This window comes from Terrilactibacillus tamarindi, assembly GCF_009718825.1.
Classification (GTDB): Bacteria; Bacillota; Bacilli; order Bacillales; family Sporolactobacillaceae; genus Terrilactibacillus; species Terrilactibacillus tamarindi.
In genome coordinates, this window is sequence record NZ_WNHB01000001.1 from 201,162 (window position 1) to 221,504 (window position 20,343).

Below are 20,343 nucleotides of genomic sequence, written 5' to 3' on the forward strand. Positions count from 1 at the left end.
ATATAATAAAAATGAAGTAGTATAAAAATAAGGAATATTTTAGTCCATTTTTATGTATGTGGTACAAGTCCATATATATTCCTAATTGTTGCGGAGGTGCTTTTATGAGTGAGGAATCTAAAAAATCATTACCAACAAGAGATCAAATACCTGAAAATGAAAAATGGAATTTAGAAGCGATCTATCCGTCAGTCGATGAATGGGAAAGTGATTTTGAGAAAGTGAAGTCACTTATTCCAGAACTTGAATCTTTCAAAGGAAAACTTGGAGAGAGCCCGGATACACTTTTTAACATGTTAAAAAAACAAGATGAACTTGATCTTATTCTAAACAAGCTATTTGCGTATTCGCACATGAAAGCAGATGGTGATACCGCAAATTCAACCTATCAAGCCTTGAATGACCGCGTCAGAAATTTGGCGACGATGGTGGGGAGTAAATTAGCTTACGCCGTTCCTGAAATCCTTGATATTGATGAAAAAAAATTGGCTCGATTTTTAGATGAAAATAAAGATTTGCAATTATATCGACATGGATTAGATGACATCACAAGGATGCGTCCTCATGTCTTAGATGAAGAAAAAGAGGCCTTACTTGCTCAAGCAAGTGAAGTGACAAGTAATCCGTCAAATACTTTTGGTATGTTAAATAATGCGGATCTAAAATTTCCTGAAATTAAAGATGAAAACGGTGAAGAAATCGAAGTTACTCATGGCCGTTATTCAAAATTCATGGAAAGTGAAGATCGTAGAGTTCGAAAAGATGCGTTTGACGCTGTATATTCCACTTATGGTTCTTTTAAAAACACGTTTGCAAGCACGCTTAGTGGCCAAGTTAAGCGCAATAACTTTTATGCTAATGTACGAAATCATCCTTCAGCTCGGGCTGCAGCTCTTTCAGGAAATAATATCCCTGAAGCTGTTTATGAAAATCTTGTAAAAACAGTCAATGATAATTTACATTTGCTTCACCGCTATGTCAGCTTACGTAAAAGAGCCTTAGAGCTGGATGAACTTCACATCTATGACTTATATGCGCCATTGGTTAAAAATGTTAAAATGCAAATACCCTATGAAGAAGCAAAAGAAATAGTATTAAAAGGTCTCGCACCTTTAGGTGAGGATTACACGAATATCATAAAAAAAGGTTATGAAAGTCGTTGGATTGATGTAAGAGAAACAAAAAACAAGCGAAGTGGTGCATATTCTTCTGGTACATATGGTACGATGCCATATATCTTGTTGAATTGGCAAGATAACGTCAATAATGTATTTACACTAGCCCATGAGCTTGGACATTCCATGCATAGTTACTATACAAGAGAAAATCAACCCTATCCATATGCAAATTACTCCATTTTTGTAGCGGAAGTGGCATCGACTTGTAACGAAGCTCTACTTAACCATTACTTATTAAATGAAACAGATGACAAAAAGAAAAAATTATATTTACTTAATAATCAACTAGAAGGTTTTAAAGGGACGGTCTTCCGTCAAACGATGTTCGCAGAGTTTGAACAGTCAATTCACGAGAAAGCGGCTGCTGGTGAAGCCTTAACACCGGAATTATTAACATCCGTTTATTATGAACTTAATGAACGTTATTTTGGAAAAGATCTTGTAGTGGATAAAGAAATTGGACTTGAGTGGTCAAGAATTCCGCATTTCTACTACAACTTTTATGTTTATCAATATGCTACAGGTTACAGCGCCGCTGCAGCACTATCAAAACAAATCTTAGAAGAAGGTGCACCTGCTGTTGAGCGCTACAAAAACTATCTGAAAGCTGGAAGCTCAGATTATCCAATTGAAGTGTTGAAAGGGGCAGGAGTGGATATGACAACCTCTAAACCAATCGAAGAAGCCATGCAAGTCTTCGAATCTGTCCTAGATGAAACAGAAAAATTATTATTTGGTTAAAAAATAAGGCTAAAAGGACACCCATGCTTGCATGGGTGTCCTTTTTCAACTTTTTTTAAAACGAAAAACCTCGTAAAAAATATATAAGAGTAGTTTTAATGGAATTCATCTTTGTCCCGAAGTAATAGCGAGTATTGACCCCACTGATTGAAGTAATATTGACTCAAATTTTAAGACAGTTAATCACAATTGTTTTTCCATACCATTGTTACTTTTTGTTAAGGAGGTTTTATCGAAAGGTTTAATCAATTTATCCTTTTTGTGTTTAGGGTAATTTGTCCAAAGATAAATAGTGATTAATAATGAAGTGAAAAAGAGAAGCCCAACAAAGAAAAGAGGTTTTAAATGCATTAAGCCTAGAAAATAGAATCCAAATGTTAATAATGTTAAAAAAGTAAAGAGAAGTTGAAGTAGTCGTCTCACGTTATATCACATCACTTTTCCTCTATGTTTTAGAATCAGAAACAAGCAAGACAAATAGCTAACCATGTTTCTGCATTTCTGTATGCACATATTTATGCAAAGAGATTAATTAATATAACGCCAAAAACTTCCAAACTTTAAAGGGACTTCTTCAACGATTTGTTTTAATTTTAGTTTTTTCATTTTACAGCGAATACTTTGCTCACTCAGATTATAAATGGTAGCCAATTCTTTAGTCGCAATAAATGGATGTTTTTTCACAAATTTTTCAAGAGAAGGAGGAGATTGTGGTATGGGAGTTTCACCTAGCATCTCTGTTAGCACTTGTACATAAATATCGTAATTATAGCGGCCAGGTATTTTGATTCCTTCTTCATCTGTGTCTGTATTAAAGAAAACTAATGTGGGAAAATCTTCAATTTCCATTTCGTATGAAAAACGTTTATCGCAAAGAAGGGCTTTTTCAGGACGTTTTGAAATCATATCGCTAACAAACTCTTCAATATTTAACTTAGCCATTTTGGCAACGTCAATAAATTCATCATAACGATGGAAGCTTTTCTTGCATATAAAGATTTGTTCACGAATCCGTCTTAAAAAGCGTAATCCAGCAGCTCGACCTTGAAATTCTGCGGCCTTAATAGCTAAAGCAATATTTGAAGCACATGGAGGACTTTCGAACCACACATCACTATCTGAAAACATCCCCGTTAATTGTGCAACTTTATTCCAATGCTCGGCCATTTTATATAATTGCTTTGGGTTATCTAAATCACGTTTCTTTAAAGTTATTAAATATCTAAAAGTAAAATATTGTCCATATTCGATGTGCAGTCTTTTTATAACGGGTTCAAGCCCCCAACACTCGGCACAAAGAGGATCAATAAAGGCATATATTTCAACACGTTTATGTTGATTCGATTTGGTTATTGTTGAACAAGTGAAGTTTCCAGGAGTGCCCTCACATATCGAACCTATATAAGTATTATTCATGTGAACTCACCTCTTAGATGTCGTCTTTCGATGCAGGCTGATTTATCATGTGATGTGCAGTTAACGTAAAACGTTCAAGTAATCTTTCGCGCCATTCAGAATCAATAATGACATCATTTAATGCTTTTGACATGCAATCTAACCAAGCATTCGCTTGAATTTGACTTATCGGAAATCTTAAATGTCTAGCCCGAAGTCTAGGATGACCATGTTCATGAGAGTAAAGAGAAGGTCCTCCGAGAAACTGTGTCAAAAACTGAGTCTGTTTTCTCATCGTTTCAGTCAAATCATCCGGAAAAAGTGGTGCAAGATCTGGATGAACACGAACTCGCGAATAAAACGTTTTGACCAAACGCTCCACAACCTTCCCCCCACCAATCGCCTCAAAAGGAGATTGCATTTCTCTATTCATTATATATCTATCCCCAATATCATTTCTTTTAACTACATTTTATCAACCTAACACCACAAGAGCAAACAATCTACTCGAAGCCCCATCTCCTTTCCATCTTAGATACAAACCCTAAAAAGACCGAGCCATGCTTGCATGGCGAATCGTTTAGGATTTGTATCTAGAACTTGCGAAGCAAGTGCGAACGAAGAGAGCAGATGGAAAGGAGATGCCACCCCCATCGAAGAACCGTTTGCCCCCACAACGTTGCCTCGAACCGAAGGTGCTTGATGCAACCGTATGTATCAAGACCGAGCCATGCTTGCATGGCGAATCGTTTAGGATTTGTATCTAGAACTTGCGAAGCAAGTGCGAACGAAGAGAGCAGATGGAAAGGAGATGCCACCCCATCGAAGAGCCGTTTGCGCTCCCCCACAACGGTTGCCTCGAACCGGAGGTACTTGATGCAAGCAAAGACTAAAAGACTCTTCATCACAATACAAAAGAAGGATTTGGGTTTTTAAAGATAAAAAAAGTTTGATCAAATTAGATTGATCAAACTTTATCTCTGATAATGTTCAAAAATAAAAGAGCGAAACGCTTTCACTGCGGGTGACATATAATGATTTTCTCCCCAAGCGAGACCAATTTGTCTCTCACAGTTTGGCCAGCGAACGCGTAGCTTGGCAAGTGGAATACTATCAATTTCCCTAGAATCAGGAATAAGGGTTACACCGAGACCAGCTGCCACGAGTCCCGCTATGGTTGTGATCTCTTCACCTTCAAAGGTCATGTTTGGAACAAAACCAGCTTCATCACAAAGTTTATTTGTAATAGAGCGAAGGGCGATACCTTCTTTTAAAGAGATAAAAGGTTCATCCTTAATTTCTTCAAATGTGATTGTATCGTATTTAGCTAAACGATGATTTTTTGGAACCATAACAAACAGCTCTTCATTCCATAAGTTTTCCCAATGAACATTCAATTTCTCATCAACAGGGTTAACGAGGCATAGATCAATTTCACCTAATACTACATCATGTAATAAGGATGCACTATCATTTTGATGTAATTTAATTTTAGTCTTAGGATAATGTTGATGAAACGTTCTAACCATGTCAGGAATAATGTTGATCCCTAATGTATGTAAAAACCCTAGAGAAATTTCTCCGAACTCAGGGTCTAAAAGATCTTGAATTTCTTGTTTTCCTTCTTCAAATTCTCGCAATATCCTTTCAGCACGATTTAAGAAGAGTTTTCCATAACGATTTAAAATAATATTTCTACCTTGTCGTTGAAACAATGGAACACCAAGTTCATCTTCCAAACGCGAGATAGACCGACTTAATGCCGGTTGAGAAATGGAAAGCTCTTCTGCGGCATGGGTCATATGCTGGCTTTTAGCTACAGTATAAAAATATTCAATTTGCTGCCACTCCATAGATTTGTTCACTCCATTCAATTTAAGTTTAATTCATCTTATATAAAACGGCCAGATTGGTTTAAAGATTTATCCTGATCCCTTGAATAATAAAATGGAAAAAAATACATATGTATAAAATGCATCAATCACATGCAAAGAACATATTAGACATTATCAATTAAACAACATACCATAGGTAGTAAGAATTCACAAGATGCGAAAGGATTGAAAAAAATGGATTACATAAAACCAGCAGACAAAGCCTACAAAAAAACAATTATAGCTTTGTTTCTGGGAAGTTTTGTTACATTTGCTGATTTGTATAGTACTCAGCCGGTTATTCCTCTTATTGCAAAACAATTTCAAGTTACACCGACAATAGCTAGTTTATCGCTATCTTTCTGTACTGGAGCGCTGGCTTTATTTTTACTCATTCTTTCGTTTGTTTCTAATTCATTTGATCGGAAAAAGTTAATGACTGTTTCACTTATTCTTTCCGCCGTATTATCAATCTGTGTTGGATTAACAGGAAACTTATATTTACTTATTGCCATACGTTTTTTACAAGGAGCCGTTCTTGCTGGTTTTCCATCCATAGCAATGGCCTATATCAATGAAGAGTTTGATAAAAAAACGATGGGACTTGTGATTGGGATCTATGTCAGTGGGAATAGTGTGGGTGGACTTTCGGGTCGTTTAATTGTAGGTGTCTTAACTGATTTAGCTTCTTGGAGAGTCGCCATCTTAATACTCGGTATCATTAGTCTTATCATTGGGATTTTCTTTAAAATGATGTTACCTGAATCACATCATTTTACAAATAAAAAATGTACATTTAAAACGAATCTCAGAACTTTTATTCAAACATTAAAACAACCCAGCTTATTACTATTGTTTGGGATAGGTTTCATTCTTATGGGAGGGTTTGTGACTCTCTTTAACTACATTGGAGTTTTGCTTACATCAGAACCTTATAACTTAAGTCAAACTCTGGTCGGTTTTATCTTTATTATTTACTTAGTAGGAACATTTAGCTCGACTTTCATGGGTAGAATGGCCGACCACCACGACCGACCAAATGTCATCATCTTCAGTATTATGTTGATGGTCATAGGTGCTATTATGACATTATCTAGCCCTCTTGTCTTAAAAATTATTGGTCTCGGCTTCTTCACCTTTGGCTTTTTCGGTGGACACTCAGTAACAAGCAGTTGGGTCGGAATCTTAGCGGGAAAAAGTCAAAAAGCCCAAGCATCATCACTCTATCTTTTATTTTATTATACAGGATCTAGTTTTGTAGGAGCAACAGGCGGCGTTTTTCTTGGCCATTTTGGTTGGATTGGTGTCATCGCTTTAATCGTGGTCCTTCTCGTCATTGCGATACTATTTTCTGTCTCAACGTCTTATATTCAACATCATAAGTCGGTCTTACAAGTGAAAAAAAGTATTGTTAGAAATTAGGATAAGGACGCTCTAGGATCCTCAAGCTTATTCCGGCTTGAGGATCTTTATTATCCTAAAGATATGGACACATTCATCAAATCTAAGACCTGGTTAGTTTATGAGAAGGACAATGTGTTGGTGCTTGACTAATCGGTTGATTAAACTAAAAAAGATTGTTCGAAAAAAAGTTTTTCAAACAATCCTTTTTTAAATTGGTTATCTTTTGATTTTGCTAATTAGCCCTTAACTATAATATGTATCTAGAACATGACGTACATACTTTTGGGTTTCTTTAAAAGGGGGAATACCATCGTACTTATCGACATTACCAGACCCGGCATTATAAGCTGCTAGTGCGAGTTCCTTATTTCCATTATATTTCTTAAGAAGGTCACCTAAGTACTTTGTACCTCCTTCGATATTCTGTTTAGGATCGTAGGCATCGGTAATGCCAAGAGAAGCAGCTGTAGTCGGCATAAGCTGCATCACTCCTTTTGCACCCGCTGGGCTCGTTGCATGAGGATTTCCACTAGACTCATGTTTAATGATGGATTGAACGAGTTTCGGATCAACCTGATTCTTAATTGCACTTTGATTAATAAGATTGTTTATGGTGTTATCATCTATTTTATTAAAATCTGTAGCAGGTTTATTGGTAGTAGAAACAACGTTCGATAAAGGATCACTGCCATAATAACTTGAATTAAGCTGATTTGATAGAAAATTTGTCCCTGTTCTGGAAGATGATGAGTCCGGTAACGGCAGATTCTCTTTCTGTTCTAAAGCATTTAAGATCAAACTGAAAAGTGTTGAAAAAGAAGATGAACGATTCTCACTTTCAAAAGGGGATGAGTCATTATTCACTGGAGTTAACGTATTGTTCATATTTTGAAACAAGCCATATTGCAAAATTTGAGGTAACAATGAATTTGACATTATGATAAGTCTCCCATTTTATATTTATAAAATCTTACTATTTTATTCAATGTTGATCTTTCTGGAATGCCAAATTGATTCAATAACTGCGTAAAGGTATTTTTTCCTTCATGCCGTTCTTTTGCTTCATACTCAAGCTCAAAATCTTCAATTCCGAGGTAAAGGCTATGGTCAAGGAAGAGTTCACCATTTAAATAGGGGAATTGAGCTCTATAGGTCAAAAGGGCTCCAAGAGATTTTAGCGGTTGCGTGATAAGGTTGTTTTCTACTAATAAAAGTGAAACATCTCCAGTTGGAAGTTGCCCACTTTCAATCATCTGCTTAGCTTCTTGATTTGTTAGAGATTGATGGGTTTCTAATATTCCCTTAGGATGTGGCTGTTTTAATGTTAAAACAAATTGATCTTTTTTTTCTCTAATTCGTAGTGCAGTCTGTTTTTTTCGCAATTCAAACGTCTCTGTATCAAAATAATAATTTGTCTGTTTTTTAAAACCTGCCGCTGTGATATTAAATGCCTGACAAAGATGATGAAATTCATCCTTGTTCAACATATTTTTAAATTCTATTTCAATTTCTTGCTTCATATTGAACTCTCCTAATAAGCACCTTACAATAAGGAAGTTATTTTAAAACTTTTTTTATAGGCTAATCTTGTTAAATAATTTGGAATGATTACTATAATTATGCCATAATGAAGGGGTAGAAACAATGTCAAACAGGGGAATCTGATGGATGAAAGATAAAACCTTTATGTTCATATTTTCTTGAAATAAGCCTATCGAATAAATGGATCAAAATAGTTCCGAGGTGATGTACAAATGAAATGGGATGAGTTTCTTGCCCCTTATACACAAGCTGTAAATGAATTGAAAATAAAATTACGTGGCTATCGTGATTTATATGAAGTCGCATCACAGCATTCACCCATTGAATTTGTTACAGGTCGAGTTAAGCCAGTTGCAAGTATTCAGCACAAAGCTAGAAAAAAGGGGATACCGATTCATAAGATCCAAAGTGAGATCCAAGACATAGCCGGAGTAAGGGTTATGTGTCAATTCGTTGATGATATTAATACAGTCATAAAGTTGATTCGAAGTCGAACGGATTTTAAAATTATAGAGGAAAAAAATTACATAGATGAGCAGAAAAAAAGCGGTTATCGCTCTTTCCATTTCATTGTCGACTATCCTGTTCAAACGATTCATGGAGAACACAAAATTCTAGCGGAAATACAAATTAGAACGCTAGCAATGAACTTTTGGGCAACCATTGAACATTCCTTAAATTATAAATATGAAGGACGAATCCCTGAGGAAATTCAAACACGACTATTGCGTGCGGCAGAAGCAGCCTTTAGATTAGATGAGGAAATGTCAAATATCAGGGAAGAAATCCAGATCGCTCAACAACATTTTAGAGCCAAAGAGCAAGAAAAAGATAATAAAATAAAAAGACCTTATGAAATTTAAGATAATGATTAGTGAGGGTGAAACGAATGAAATATGCAATCCAATCAAAGGGTGATGATCGATCCAATGAAACAAGAGATAAAATTATTCGTTGTTTCGAAGGTTACCAAATAGAATATGATGATGTGAATCCAGACATTGTCATTACAGTTGGAGGAGATGGAACGTTATTACATGCTTTTCATCAATATTTAAATACACTCCAGAAAATCGCTTTTGTCGGGGTTCACACAGGTCATCTTGGTTTTTATGCAGATTGGAGAACAACTGAAATAGAAGAACTGGTTTATAAAATCGTTCATGATCCACTAAGAATCGTACGATATCCCTTACTGGAAGTGGTCATTAAGTATCACAATGGGAAGCCTGATGAACGATATCTTGCTTTAAATGAATGTACAGTGAAGAGTGAAGTTGGTTCTGTTGTTATGGATATAAAAATAAAAGATGATTTGTTTGAGACTTTCCGAGGCGATGGTTTATGTATTTCAACGCCGTCTGGGTCTACAGCTTATAATAAGTCCTTAACAGGAGCTATTATCCATCCATCAATTGAAGCCATTCAATTGGCTGAAATGGCCTCGATTAATAATCGAGTTTATCGTACCATTGGTTCGCCACTTGTCATGCCGAAAGAACATGTCTTGAAATTATACCCATTGAAAAATTCGAAATATCATATATCAATTGATCATATTTTTCTGGTACATAATGACGTCAAATCCATCCATTGCCGAGTTGCACCTGAGAAAATCCAGTTTGCTCGTATTCGTTCTTTCCCTTTTTGGAACAGAGTGAGAGATTCATTTATAGGTAAGAAAAAAGACATTTAAAAGTTTTGAAAGGATCTCAAAAATGAAACAACCGTATCGAGTTGAAACCGTCATAAGCCCCAAATTCGATGGTCTGCTCTTAAAAAACTATTTGTTACAAGAACAAAAAATATCTAAATCAGCACTAAAATCAATTAAGTTTAATGGGGGCGATCTTCTTGTTAATGGCGTGCACCAGACTGTTCGTTATGTGCTCTCAGAAGGAGACAAGGTAACGATTCTTTTTCCTCCTGAAGAGAAGAGTACGTCATTAGTTGCTACACCTTTTCCGCTAGATATCGTGTTTGAAGACGAGCATCTCCTTGTTATCAATAAACCAAGTCAAATGCCCGTCATTCCCTCCTATCGATATCCTACTCATAGTCTTGCTAACGGTGTATTAGCTCATTTGGAAAAACAAAATTTAGCTTATACCGTCCATACGGTTACACGACTGGATCAAGATACATCTGGACTTATTCTTATCGCAAAGCACCGGCATGCCCATGATGCTTTTTTTAAAATGCAGCTAGATCATCTTGTACATCGGCGTTATATTGCCGTTGTAGAAGGATCACTAGATAAAAAACAAGGTGTTATTGATGCGCCTATTGGTCGAAAAGAAGGGAGTATAATTGAAAGAACAGTCGTAGAAAAAGGCGGAAAAACGGCCATTACTCATTATAAAGTTATTAAAGAAGAGCATAATCATAGTACAGTGATGGTCCAGTTAAAAACGGGCCGAACACATCAAATAAGAGTCCATTTTTCCTATTTAGGTCATCCACTTGCTGGTGATGACATCTATGGTGGGTCGTTAAATTATATCGAGAGACAGGCTCTTCATAGTTTTGAGCTAAGTTTTGTGCATCCTTTTACCCATAATTCGATGTTATTTCGAGCTAATTACCCGGATGATATGCGCGCCTTAATTGGGGAAGACATCAATCTGGAAACGATCTAAATTTTTCTTTTAATAAGGGTTGCTCAGAAGGAATAGAGATGGTTTCACGTTCTGGGTAGCGTAAAGCCGTTAATTTTCCACCAAACACACATCCTGTATCAATATTTACTGTGTTATTTTTCCACCTTGGTTCGGAAACCGGGGTATGCCCATAGACAATCAATGCCTTGCCTGTATAGGATTTAGCCCAATCACGGCGTTCAGGTAATCCGTTGATATCTTTTTGTCCTGTTATATCGCCATAAAGAACAAAGGATTCCACTTTTTTACTTGTTTTACCTATCATATCTTCTCTAATTCCTGCATGGCAGACGATAAGTCTTTGTTCATCTAGTACAGTGTAGAGTGGGGCAGTTTCATATAACATGCGAAAAGAATGAGAGACGATTTTTCTTTCACGCGGATTAAGATTTTCAAGTTCTGCCACGGTCGTTTCTAGACCATGTTTTATTTGGACATTTCGTCCAATTAAGTAACGATACAATTTATTACAATGATTACCAGGTACGTAAATCGCTTTTTCAGATTGAACTAAATCATAGACAAGACGTATACAATTAAGGGAAGCTGGCCCTCGATCCGTTATATCTCCAACAAAGACTATTTTCCGACGATCTGGATGTTTAAAGACGTTATTCTCCCACACATACCCCATTGCTTTAAGTAAATGAATGAGCTCGTCATAACACCCATGGATATCTCCAATAATATCAAATTTCAAAGATCATTCTCTCCTTCAAAATGTTATTCATCATTTACCTATATCATGGATCAAAATAGATCCATTTAGAAGAATAAAATGAAACTTCCACTCATTACCTTGAGGTGGGGGTCAAGACTCGTCATTAATGCGGGATTAATAATGAGAAATAAAAAAAGAACATCCAATTAATGTCCTTTTCAAATAGTAGCATGTGTCATTCATATTAAGAAAACATATAGGTCCTTTTTCTAGCTTGTATACTAAGGATGAGTCCAATTGACATAAGACTGGTTAATAATGAACTCCCCCCATAACTTAGAAATGGAAGCGTGATGCCAGTAATCGGCATGACTTGTATGGTCATACCAATGTTTTCAAATATTTGAAAGGTAAACATACCGATGAATCCAGTAATCATATAGCTGCCAAATGGATCATGACTTAGAGAAGCTGCTCTTACCATACGATAAATAAGGATAAAATATAAGGCAATGACAATGGATGCACCGATGAATCCAAAACTTCCCGCTATAACAGAAAAAATAAAGTCCGTATGAGCCTCCGGAAAGAATACGGCTGGGTCAAGTCCTTTGTTAAACAATTGTCCGGTTCCTACGGCATTTAGAGAGGTGATGAGTTGGTAACCTTGGTCATTCGTATATTTATAAGGATCAAGCCATCCATAAAACCGCGCACTTTGGTGTTGTTTTAAAATTAATCCAATCAACGAAGGGAACTGAAACCAAGCTATAAAAAAGGCAATCACTCCAACGATTAAAGAGAGGACCATCGTTAAAATCAACTGCCATCTGATCCCTGAAATGATAACGATACTAAAGATAATGGCAAACATGACGAGTGCTGTTCCCAAGTCTGGTTGAGCGAGAACAAGTAAAAATGGAAGTCCTGCGACAAGAGCTATTTTCCCGAGCAATAGAAAATCTTCACGCACCGTTCTTACGGCGTATGTTTCATTATGATTGAAGATAACGGCACTCATTGAAATAATCAAAAATAATTTCATAAACTCAGACGGTTGAATTTGACCAATTCCGGGTAATTGATACCAGCTCCATGCTCCTTTAATTGGGTGAACAAAAGGCACGGGTACATGTAAGAATTGAGCCATTGAAATACCCAATAATAGAAATATGCCAAACCCATAAAAAAACCAATGTATCTGTCTGAGACGTTCATAATCAAACAAAATAATCAGCACAGCCATGATCCCACTGATCACATACCATTGAATTTGTTTATTAACAAAATTGATATGACGAAGATTAAAGTCTAAAGGAGCCTGATGAATGGCAATAAGACTGGTACAAAAAAGCAAGAAAACGGTGAAAACGAGTGTATAATCTAGTTTTGAGAAAATAGTATCCTTATACATAAATGAACTTCCTTTGTCTAAGTTGTAGATCTCTTCATTAATTAATCATCATCCTTTGCCATACAAAAATGGCAATATAAAACCTTCGTTTCATGTATCCGTTTTTTTGTCCATAGTATATATATTTTACTTATTAAAAAAATTGGCAAACATAGAGAAACCTCTTAATGTTAAAAATCCTAGAATCGTTTACCATAACAAAAAGTATAACATTAACCTAATTAAATGATAATGATAAATTTAGTATGAAGTAATAAGATAATGAAAATAAAAAACTTCCTACAGGTGAATAGGAAGTTTTAAATGTAAATAAAAATAATCGTTCATAGACAAGTAGGAATCCTAATGAAACATGTAGGTTCTTTTACGTGATTGAATACTTAAAGTTATTCCAATAGCCATCATACTTGTAATAATGGAGCTCCCTCCATAACTTAAAAAGGGAAGGGTGATTCCAGTAATTGGCATAACTTGGATGGTCATTCCAATGTTCTCAAAAACCTGAAACATAAACATGCCGATGAATCCGGTAATAATATAACTTCCAAAATGATCGTGAGTAGAAATCGCCGCATGGACCATACGGTAAATTAAGATAAAATAAAGTCCAATAACAATGGAGGCACCAATAAATCCAAAACTACCTGCAATAACCGCAAAGATAAAATCTGTGTGCCCCTCAGACATATTAACAGACGTTGTATCTAGGCCGAAGTTTAACATTTGTCCTGGCCCAATGGTGTGCAGTGATTGAATTAATTGAAACCCTTGTTCATTTGAATACTTTACAGGATCTAACCAACCATAGAAACGCGCTTTTTGGTGAGATTCTAAAACATGGTCGATTAAGGTTGGAAATTTAAACCAACAAACAAAGAACATAATTACGCTAGCTATAATTGTTGATACAATCGCCAAGATGAATTGCCAACGTATTCCAGAAACTAACACAATGCAAAAAATGATAGAAAACATAACGAGAGCTGTTCCAAGGTCAGGTTGTGCTAGGACAATTAAAAAAGGCGGTCCTGATATAAGTGCAAGTTTTCCTAGTAGTACCAAATCTTCGTGAACGGTTCTAATTGGATTATTTTCATTGTGTTTAAAAATGATCGTACTCATAGATAAAGTCATAAAAATTTTCATAAACTCTGAAGGTTGCAAATTACCAATTCCGGGTATTGCATACCAACTAAGAGCACCCATGGTATCTTCTGGGTTTGCAACAAAAGGTATGGGGGCATTGAGAAATTGTTTCAAAGAAAGGCCGATCAATAATAGCATGCAAAAACCATATAAGAACCAATGAATCTGTTTAAGGTATTCATAATCGATTAACAGGAAAAATACAAAAACAATGAATCCAAAGAAATACCATCGAATTTGGGGGGAAATAAAATGTCTTCCACCATCAGGGGCATAATACAGAGCCACAAGACTAATACAAAAAAGCAAAAAAATGATAAAGATCATCGTATAATCAAGTTTTGAAAAAATGGATTGATGATTGTTCATAATACCGTTCCTTTTTGCAAATAATAACTGAGTTCTATTCAATGATACCTTATGTTGAGTCAGTATGGAACGGAAATGTTTTAAAAAAAGGATCTTTTTCAGATTTTGATAATAGTTATAGTTCGTTAGATTGCCAAAACCAAATAGAAGAAATCGAATAATTCATCGTTGTAGAATTACATAATAATCGTTTTATGAAACGTATATCTTAAATTTCTGCACCTAACTAAGTCGAATGAGTGGACTTTTTGTTTTGTTTGAAAGATAATAAGAATTTCATTAGAATAGTAAAAAAATATTTGTAGGAGGAAGGTATGCATTCAACAGTTACTTCGTTAGTCGTTGTATTACTCGCAGCGTTAGTTACCCCTATTTTATTAACAAAATTTAAATTAAATATTATCCCAGTCGTTGTGGCAGAAATTATCGCTGGTTTAATTATAGGAAAAAGTGGATTTAACCTGGTTGGACATGGTGCTTGGATTGATACACTGTCAACCTTAGGATTTATATTTCTTATGTTTTTAAGTGGTGTAGAAATTGATTTTTCAGTCTTCACCTCTAGTGGAAATAAAAAGAAAGAGAAAGGTAGAAAAACCGAACCTAACGGATTAGTTATATCTAGTCTTGTGTTTCTAGCCATTCTCGTCATATCCTTTATTATTTCTGTTATTTTAGTATTGGTCAATTTAACAAGCAATTATTACTTCATGACACTCGTTATCTCTACGATTTCATTAGGCGTTGTCATGCCTACTCTTAAAGAAGCAAAACTGATGAAAACGTCAGTGGGGCAAATCATTCTATTAATCACGGTTATCGCGGATCTCGTTACGATGGTTCTCTTGTCCGTCTTTGTCTCATTCTATGATAAAAGTTCAGGCGGAATGGGTCTCTTATTGATACTCTTTGTCGTTGGTGTTGTCATATACTTCATCGCTAAGACTTTGCGTCACAGAACTTTTTTTGAATCTTTATCAAAAGGAACTGTGCAAATTGGGATGCGTGCCATATTTGCTCTCATTATATTGCTTGTTGGGCTATCGGAGACTGTTGGTGCTGAAAATATATTAGGAGCCTTTCTGGCCGGAGTATTAGTATCTTTATTATCCCCTAATAGGGAAATGGTTCAACAACTGGACTCGTTCGGTTACGGTTTTCTTATTCCTATTTTCTTCGTGATGATAGGGGTCGATTTAGATATTTGGAAACTATTTAGCGATTTTCATGTTCTCCTTATGATTCCTGTTTTATTTGTAGGTTTATTAGTATCTAAGTTAATTCCTGTTTTAATTCTAAAAAAATGGTATGATTGGCGAACCGTGATTGGATCAGGTTTTTTGTTGACATCAACCCTATCTCTTGTCGTGGCTGCAGCTAAAGTTGGAGAACGTATCCATGTGATAGATAATAAGATGTCTTCAGCATTAATTCTACTGGCTGTTGTTTCATGTATTATTACGCCTGTCGTTTTCCGAAAGGTCTTTCCAAAAACAACAGTGGATAAGAAGAAACGGATTGTCTTTATTGGTGCTAACAGAATAACCTTGCCATTATCTCTAGAAATGAATGAAGGTTCATTTGAAACAAGAATATACCATACAAAATTACAAAAGCTAGAGTCTAATGAGGATGATACCGATTTTGATGTCATCGAATTGGAAAATTACGATGAAAGAACGTTGGAAAAAGCCGGTTGTTTTGCAGCTGATATTCTTGTCGCCTCGACAGGAGTAGATGATACCAATGCTATAATATGTAAACAGGCGAAAGAACGTGGAATTAATCGTATAGTTTCACGCATTGAAAGTCCTGAACTTATGAAAGAACTACAAGACGAAGGCATTGACACGTTTTCTACGTATTTCTCTATAAAATCCGTTTTAAAAGCGATCATCCAATCTCCTGACTTAGTCAAACTTCTAAATGAAAAAGACAATGGTCTCTATTCACTTAAAGTAAATAATAGAGAAATTGTAGGGCCGACGTTGCGTCGACTACCATTCTTAGGAGATCTTGTCGTTGTAAGAATCTATAGAGGCAGAGATTCTATTCTTCCTCAAGGTGATACTCGAATAAGAGTAGGCGACCGCTTAGTTGTAACTGGAAGTAAAGAGCATGTAGATAAACTTAGAGAGCGATTGGAATAATAGGCAGGTAGGTAAATCAGGTATGAGAATGATACCTTGATTTGCCTTTTTCTTTTTATAAAAAGTTTTTTAATGGATATACAATTTTGGGTCATGTATGAAGTCTTTAACTTTACACACATTTCATATAGCTAAACGATAACTCTATTTCAATTTAATTGGGAAATAAAGTAAGTCTTACCACCTTATTTCTTTGATATAGAGTCAAAAGAACTAGATTATAATTAAATGCAATCAGTGACGTTGGCAAATATCCAGACATTCGTGATATAATTGTTTTCATATGATTAATAGATTTTATGAAAGATTTCGGGAGGTAAACAAATGAATTTGTCTTTAGAAGGACGTACCATCGTCGTGATGGGGGTTGCCAATAAAAGAAGTATAGCATGGGGCATTGCACAAGCACTCGATAAAGCCGGCGCAAGACTCATTTTTACATACGCCACTGAGCGATTTAAGGCAGGAATTGAAAAATTAGCGGAAACGCTAGAAAATAAAGATAGCTTATTCTACCCTTGTGATGTCACAAATGATGAAGAAATCAAATCCACTTTTTCAGCCATTAAAGATGATGTGGGTACGATCCATGGTTTAGCCCATTGTATCGCTTTTGCGAATAAAGAAGAGTTAGAAGGCGATTATTTAAATACGACACGCGATGGTTTCCTTTTAGCCCAAAATATTAGTTCTTATTCATTAACGGCCGTTGTGAAAGAAGCAAAAGAGCTAATGACTGAAGGCGGTAGTATTGTGACGATGACTTACCTTGGCGGAGAACGGGTCGTTCAAAACTACAACGTGATGGGTGTTGCTAAAGCAAGTTTGGATGCGAGTGTTCGCTACCTTGCTAGTGATCTCGGCAAACAAAATATTCGTGTGAATGCGATATCAGCAGGTCCAATCCGTACATTATCAGCAAAAGGAATCTCTGACTTCAATAGTGTTGTTAAGGTGATTGAAGAACGCTCACCGCTTCGTCGTACGATAACAACTGAAGATGTTGGTAACACAGCACTATTTTTAATGAGTCAGCTTGCAAGTGGCATTACGGGAGAAATTATTCACGTGGATAGTGGTTATCACGTGATTGGTATATAATACAAAAATAAGAGCCGACTAAATATGTCGGCTCTATTTTAATGTTTTGAATGGCTATTTTAATAGAGAAACAGTGCCTTGAAATTCGCACACACAGGTAACCATGACGAGTTACCCATACATAAACATTTAAACTAACCTTAATCTAGAAAGCAAAATCTTCGAGCCGTAACGTTTAATTGGGTCTCCAAGTGACTTTACCACAAGTACGGCAACCCTTCGTCTCTGGCGGATCAAAGAGAGACTTTTTAGAATTTTCTACTCTCTCTTTATAATTTTTACGTTTGGTTTTCCGATAAAGTTTTTTAACCTCATGTTTATTCACTTTAAGATAACCCTCACTTTTTAAGTTAAATTTTAACCAATTTAAGTATATTCATGATAAACGCCTTTCGTTTCAATAATCATGCTTTTTTTTGGTGAACGGATTCATTTTTGTACTAGTTGACCGTTCTTTTTTGAAAGGATTAAAAGTAGTTGTTGTCATGGGTTCATTTTTAAAAGCCTGAATAGTGTCATGTTTTAATTTATTAATCCGTTTTTTCTTAGATTTTAGAGTTTGTTGAGGAGGTAAAACTGGCCACAAAAATTCAGGTTGTGTTTTAGTCGGTTTTTGGTAGGCAGCAAATGATGGATTTACTTTATTTAGTACGTGATCGACAAGATAGTTATAGGAATCTTGTTTGAATGGAGGTAGGAAAGGTAAATGTTTAGATTGGTGAAGTAAAATTAAATAGGATAGCCACTCACTCGCCAAGTAAACAGACGGACAATGGAACGTTATATGATACTTTTTATTTTGTTTAGGTATCCAGATTCCTTTATAGATAAAGCGAGATTGATTCACATTAAGGTGATAAGAGGGTATGAGACAATATTTTCTATCTGTATCTTTAATGGTCATGAACGGCTCTGATGAGTCATTAACATAGGATGCTATCAGATCCATTTGGTCATCATTCGCTGGATAAAGACCGATCGATGTATGTTTTAAAAGATGGTTTGCTTGTGAAATTAACTCTTGATGATGAGTCTTGATAAATAAACGTTTCCCTTTGAGAGCCCCTATTATTTTATTGTCGTCTGTTAATTGAAGCCCCCAATAGGGAAGAAGTTTAACTAATTGATCAAAGGCAGTCCTATGTAAAACGAACGGTTGATCATGAATATAAATCGTAGGCATTCTTTCACCACTTTCATATTTGGTCTAAACATCATTAATTTTATTTAAAAGAATTAAGATAAGACTGGGTAAATATAGGTAAAGCTAAGCCGCTTATAATAGGTACTAGGGTAAATGGTTAAAAATTGGGCTATCAGAAGTGTGCCAATATCTTGGTTATACCCATAGTATGTAGGGAACCAACCAACAATGATAGTTGTTGATTAGAAAGGAAGGTATGAAATGGGTAACAAACATAAACCAATGCACCCTAAGGCTTCTGGCCTTCAAGATGAATGTATTCGTGTACCCAAAGTTTATGACTGGGTAACGGATAGTTTAACAGTGAAAAAGGAACTTAGATTTACAGATGAGCAATTAGAAGACATTCAATGTGCATTAGATGACCCTTCTCGTCGTCCATTGCGTATCGTTGTCAAAACTCCAACGGTACCTCCTTTATTTCCTATAAGTGGTAGTGAATCATCATCTTTAAAAGATAGTCAATTTTTCTGTGAACAAGTTGGAGATAAACGAGATGTAACGGTACCGATTAGTGGTGAATTTGTTGATGCTGAGCTGGTTGACTTGCTATTCACAGCAAACGTGATCGTTAAAGTTGTTGACCGTCATGGTGAAGTAGTAACTAAAATTAAAACTGATGTGACTGCTCTTGAATCGTTTGTTCTTTGCTATCCTGATGGTACTGATTTATTCTGCCGTGTATCAAAAATCTGGTCAAAACTTTCCAGTGGATCACTCATATTGAATGCTCCAGGACCAAGTCGCGTGAAATTTGAAGTTACTTTTTGCGTAGATGTACAGGTTGAAGCTGAAGTGAAGTTAGAAGTTCTTGCGAAATTCTGTACACCTCGTGGAAATGACATTGATCCAATTGAAGATCCAGATGGAAATTGCCCACCAATCGAATTTCCAAAACAATGTCCAGATATTTTCCCTGGTAAACCATGTGACGCGGAGGCGAAAGGTGAAGCAAGTGGTGAAACTGGAGAAGATGCAACTGAAGAAGGAGTAGCAGGTATCCTATTCGATATTTGTCCAGGAGGAGTTCTCTCAAACAGTAAATTTAAGTTTACCTTTGATGATCGATCCCGCGAGGATGGACTAAAAAGTTTTAACTTCGTAGCGACTGAATTTGATCCCGACACGTTAGAAATGGATGAAGTAAAAGGTGGAGTTAAGCTTCTTATTAGTGGCGAAGGTAAAACGGATCACGGCGATGAGCTAGATTTCAATCTTGCTCTTGTTCAAAGCAAATACGGAGATAAATTCCAAGTACAACTTATAAAAGAACGTTCTGGACGCAAAGTGTTTGATACAGGTGTTGTTGATGTAACAGAGGGAGCTATTGTCATTGATGATAGTGAAACTGCAGATTTATCTTTCTAACATTACAAGAGTGAGTCAATTAAGGTAGGCTCACTCTATTTTAATTTTGGATATAAACGAAGTTGGGTGCTGACTTATACCTTTTTTCTATAAAAGGTTATTTAGTTAGCACCTTTCATTTTTTCTTCCATAAACA

At 35.9% G+C, this 20,343-nt stretch carries 18 protein-coding genes; 9 read left to right on the forward strand and 9 right to left on the reverse strand.

Annotation, left to right across the window (positions count from 1 at the left end):
- The first annotated feature begins 104 nt into the window (after positions 1 to 104).
- Positions 105 to 1,919, forward strand: a complete 1,815-nt coding sequence (gene pepF / locus GMB86_RS00915) for an oligoendopeptidase F (RefSeq protein WP_155215874.1) — start codon at positions 105 to 107, stop codon at positions 1,917 to 1,919.
- A gap of 528 nt (positions 1,920 to 2,447) precedes the next feature.
- Here the strand turns inward: pepF and GMB86_RS00920 are convergent.
- Together GMB86_RS00920 and GMB86_RS00925 are read right to left on the reverse strand one after the other, a co-directional pair.
- Entirely contained in the window at positions 2,448 to 3,335 is an 888-nt protein-coding gene (locus GMB86_RS00920) for a DsbA family protein (RefSeq protein ID WP_155215876.1), read from the reverse strand.
- Between the two features lie 13 nt (positions 3,336 to 3,348).
- Positions 3,349 to 3,747, reverse strand: coding sequence for a globin domain-containing protein (locus GMB86_RS00925; RefSeq protein ID WP_155215877.1), 399 nt, complete (start codon positions 3,745 to 3,747; stop codon positions 3,349 to 3,351).
- Positions 3,748 to 3,882: 135 nt separating this feature from the next.
- On the opposite strand from GMB86_RS00925, the gene GMB86_RS15895 reads away from it, so the two are divergent.
- Positions 3,883 to 4,017, forward strand: a complete 135-nt coding sequence (locus tag GMB86_RS15895; protein ID WP_268987276.1) for a hypothetical protein — start codon at positions 3,883 to 3,885, stop codon at positions 4,015 to 4,017.
- 271 nt (positions 4,018 to 4,288) lie between these two features.
- On the opposite strand, the gene GMB86_RS00930 is transcribed toward GMB86_RS15895, so the two are convergent.
- Positions 4,289 to 5,167, reverse strand: a complete 879-nt coding sequence (locus GMB86_RS00930; RefSeq protein ID WP_155215879.1) for a LysR family transcriptional regulator — start codon at positions 5,165 to 5,167, stop codon at positions 4,289 to 4,291.
- Between the two features lie 216 nt (positions 5,168 to 5,383).
- Between GMB86_RS00930 and GMB86_RS00935 the strand changes: the two genes are divergently transcribed.
- The gene (locus GMB86_RS00935; RefSeq protein ID WP_155215881.1) at positions 5,384 to 6,610 is read left to right on the forward strand and encodes an MFS transporter; all 1,227 of its coding nucleotides are present in this window, start codon (positions 5,384 to 5,386) and stop codon (positions 6,608 to 6,610) included.
- 225 nt (positions 6,611 to 6,835) lie between these two features.
- Here the strand turns inward: GMB86_RS00935 and GMB86_RS00940 are convergent, their stop codons facing one another.
- Both GMB86_RS00940 and GMB86_RS00945 read right to left on the reverse strand, forming a co-directional pair.
- Entirely contained in the window at positions 6,836 to 7,528 is a 693-nt protein-coding gene (locus GMB86_RS00940) for a lytic transglycosylase domain-containing protein (protein WP_230458940.1), read from the reverse strand.
- Positions 7,528 to 8,112 (reverse strand): CYTH domain-containing protein, encoded by a 585-nt coding sequence (locus GMB86_RS00945; RefSeq protein ID WP_155215883.1) that lies wholly within the window; start codon positions 8,110 to 8,112, stop codon positions 7,528 to 7,530. Before GMB86_RS00945 ends, GMB86_RS00940 begins: the two co-directional genes overlap by 1 nt.
- A gap of 234 nt (positions 8,113 to 8,346) precedes the next feature.
- Between GMB86_RS00945 and GMB86_RS00950 the strand changes: the two genes are divergently transcribed.
- Genes GMB86_RS00950 through GMB86_RS00960 form a run of 3 tightly spaced genes read left to right on the forward strand, consistent with a single transcriptional unit; the run spans position 8,347 to position 10,773 of the window.
- Entirely contained in the window at positions 8,347 to 8,997 is a 651-nt protein-coding gene (locus tag GMB86_RS00950) for a GTP pyrophosphokinase (protein ID WP_155215885.1), read from the forward strand.
- A gap of 26 nt (positions 8,998 to 9,023) precedes the next feature.
- Entirely contained in the window at positions 9,024 to 9,830 is an 807-nt protein-coding gene (locus tag GMB86_RS00955; protein WP_155215887.1) for an NAD kinase, read from the forward strand.
- A gap of 22 nt (positions 9,831 to 9,852) precedes the next feature.
- Positions 9,853 to 10,773, forward strand: coding sequence for an RluA family pseudouridine synthase (locus GMB86_RS00960; RefSeq protein ID WP_155215889.1), 921 nt, complete (start codon positions 9,853 to 9,855; stop codon positions 10,771 to 10,773).
- Here GMB86_RS00960 and prpE read toward each other — a convergent pair.
- The 3 genes from prpE to GMB86_RS00975 all read right to left on the reverse strand — a co-directional run bounded on the left by prpE (position 10,754) and on the right by GMB86_RS00975 (position 14,384).
- On the reverse strand, positions 10,754 to 11,494 hold the full coding sequence (prpE, locus tag GMB86_RS00965; protein WP_155215891.1) for a bis(5'-nucleosyl)-tetraphosphatase PrpE: 741 nt from the start codon (positions 11,492 to 11,494) through the stop codon (positions 10,754 to 10,756). The genes GMB86_RS00960 and prpE overlap by 20 nt on opposite strands.
- 205 nt (positions 11,495 to 11,699) lie before the next feature.
- Positions 11,700 to 12,869 (reverse strand): FtsW/RodA/SpoVE family cell cycle protein, encoded by a 1,170-nt coding sequence (locus GMB86_RS00970; RefSeq protein ID WP_155215893.1) that lies wholly within the window; start codon positions 12,867 to 12,869, stop codon positions 11,700 to 11,702.
- Between the two features lie 342 nt (positions 12,870 to 13,211).
- Entirely contained in the window at positions 13,212 to 14,384 is a 1,173-nt protein-coding gene (locus GMB86_RS00975; RefSeq protein WP_155215895.1) for an FtsW/RodA/SpoVE family cell cycle protein, read from the reverse strand.
- A 314-nt stretch (positions 14,385 to 14,698) separates the two neighbouring features.
- On the opposite strand from GMB86_RS00975, the gene GMB86_RS00980 reads away from it, so the two are divergent.
- Positions 14,699 to 16,534 carry a monovalent cation:proton antiporter family protein gene (locus tag GMB86_RS00980; protein ID WP_155215897.1) on the forward strand — a complete coding sequence of 612 codons (1,836 nt, stop codon included), beginning with the start codon at positions 14,699 to 14,701 and terminating at the stop codon, positions 16,532 to 16,534.
- 324 nt (positions 16,535 to 16,858) lie between these two features.
- Entirely contained in the window at positions 16,859 to 17,635 is a 777-nt protein-coding gene (fabI, locus tag GMB86_RS00985; protein WP_155215899.1) for an enoyl-ACP reductase FabI, read from the forward strand.
- A 397-nt stretch (positions 17,636 to 18,032) separates the two neighbouring features.
- Here fabI and GMB86_RS00990 read toward each other — a convergent pair whose 3' ends face one another.
- Positions 18,033 to 18,818 carry a hypothetical protein gene (locus tag GMB86_RS00990; protein WP_155215901.1) on the reverse strand — a complete coding sequence of 262 codons (786 nt, stop codon included), beginning with the start codon at positions 18,816 to 18,818 and terminating at the stop codon, positions 18,033 to 18,035.
- A 222-nt stretch (positions 18,819 to 19,040) separates the two neighbouring features.
- On the opposite strand from GMB86_RS00990, the gene GMB86_RS00995 reads away from it, so the two are divergent.
- Positions 19,041 to 20,207, forward strand: coding sequence for a BMQ_0737 family morphogenetic spore coat protein (locus GMB86_RS00995; protein ID WP_155215903.1), 1,167 nt, complete (start codon positions 19,041 to 19,043; stop codon positions 20,205 to 20,207).
- The last annotated feature ends 136 nt before the right edge of the window (positions 20,208 to 20,343 follow it).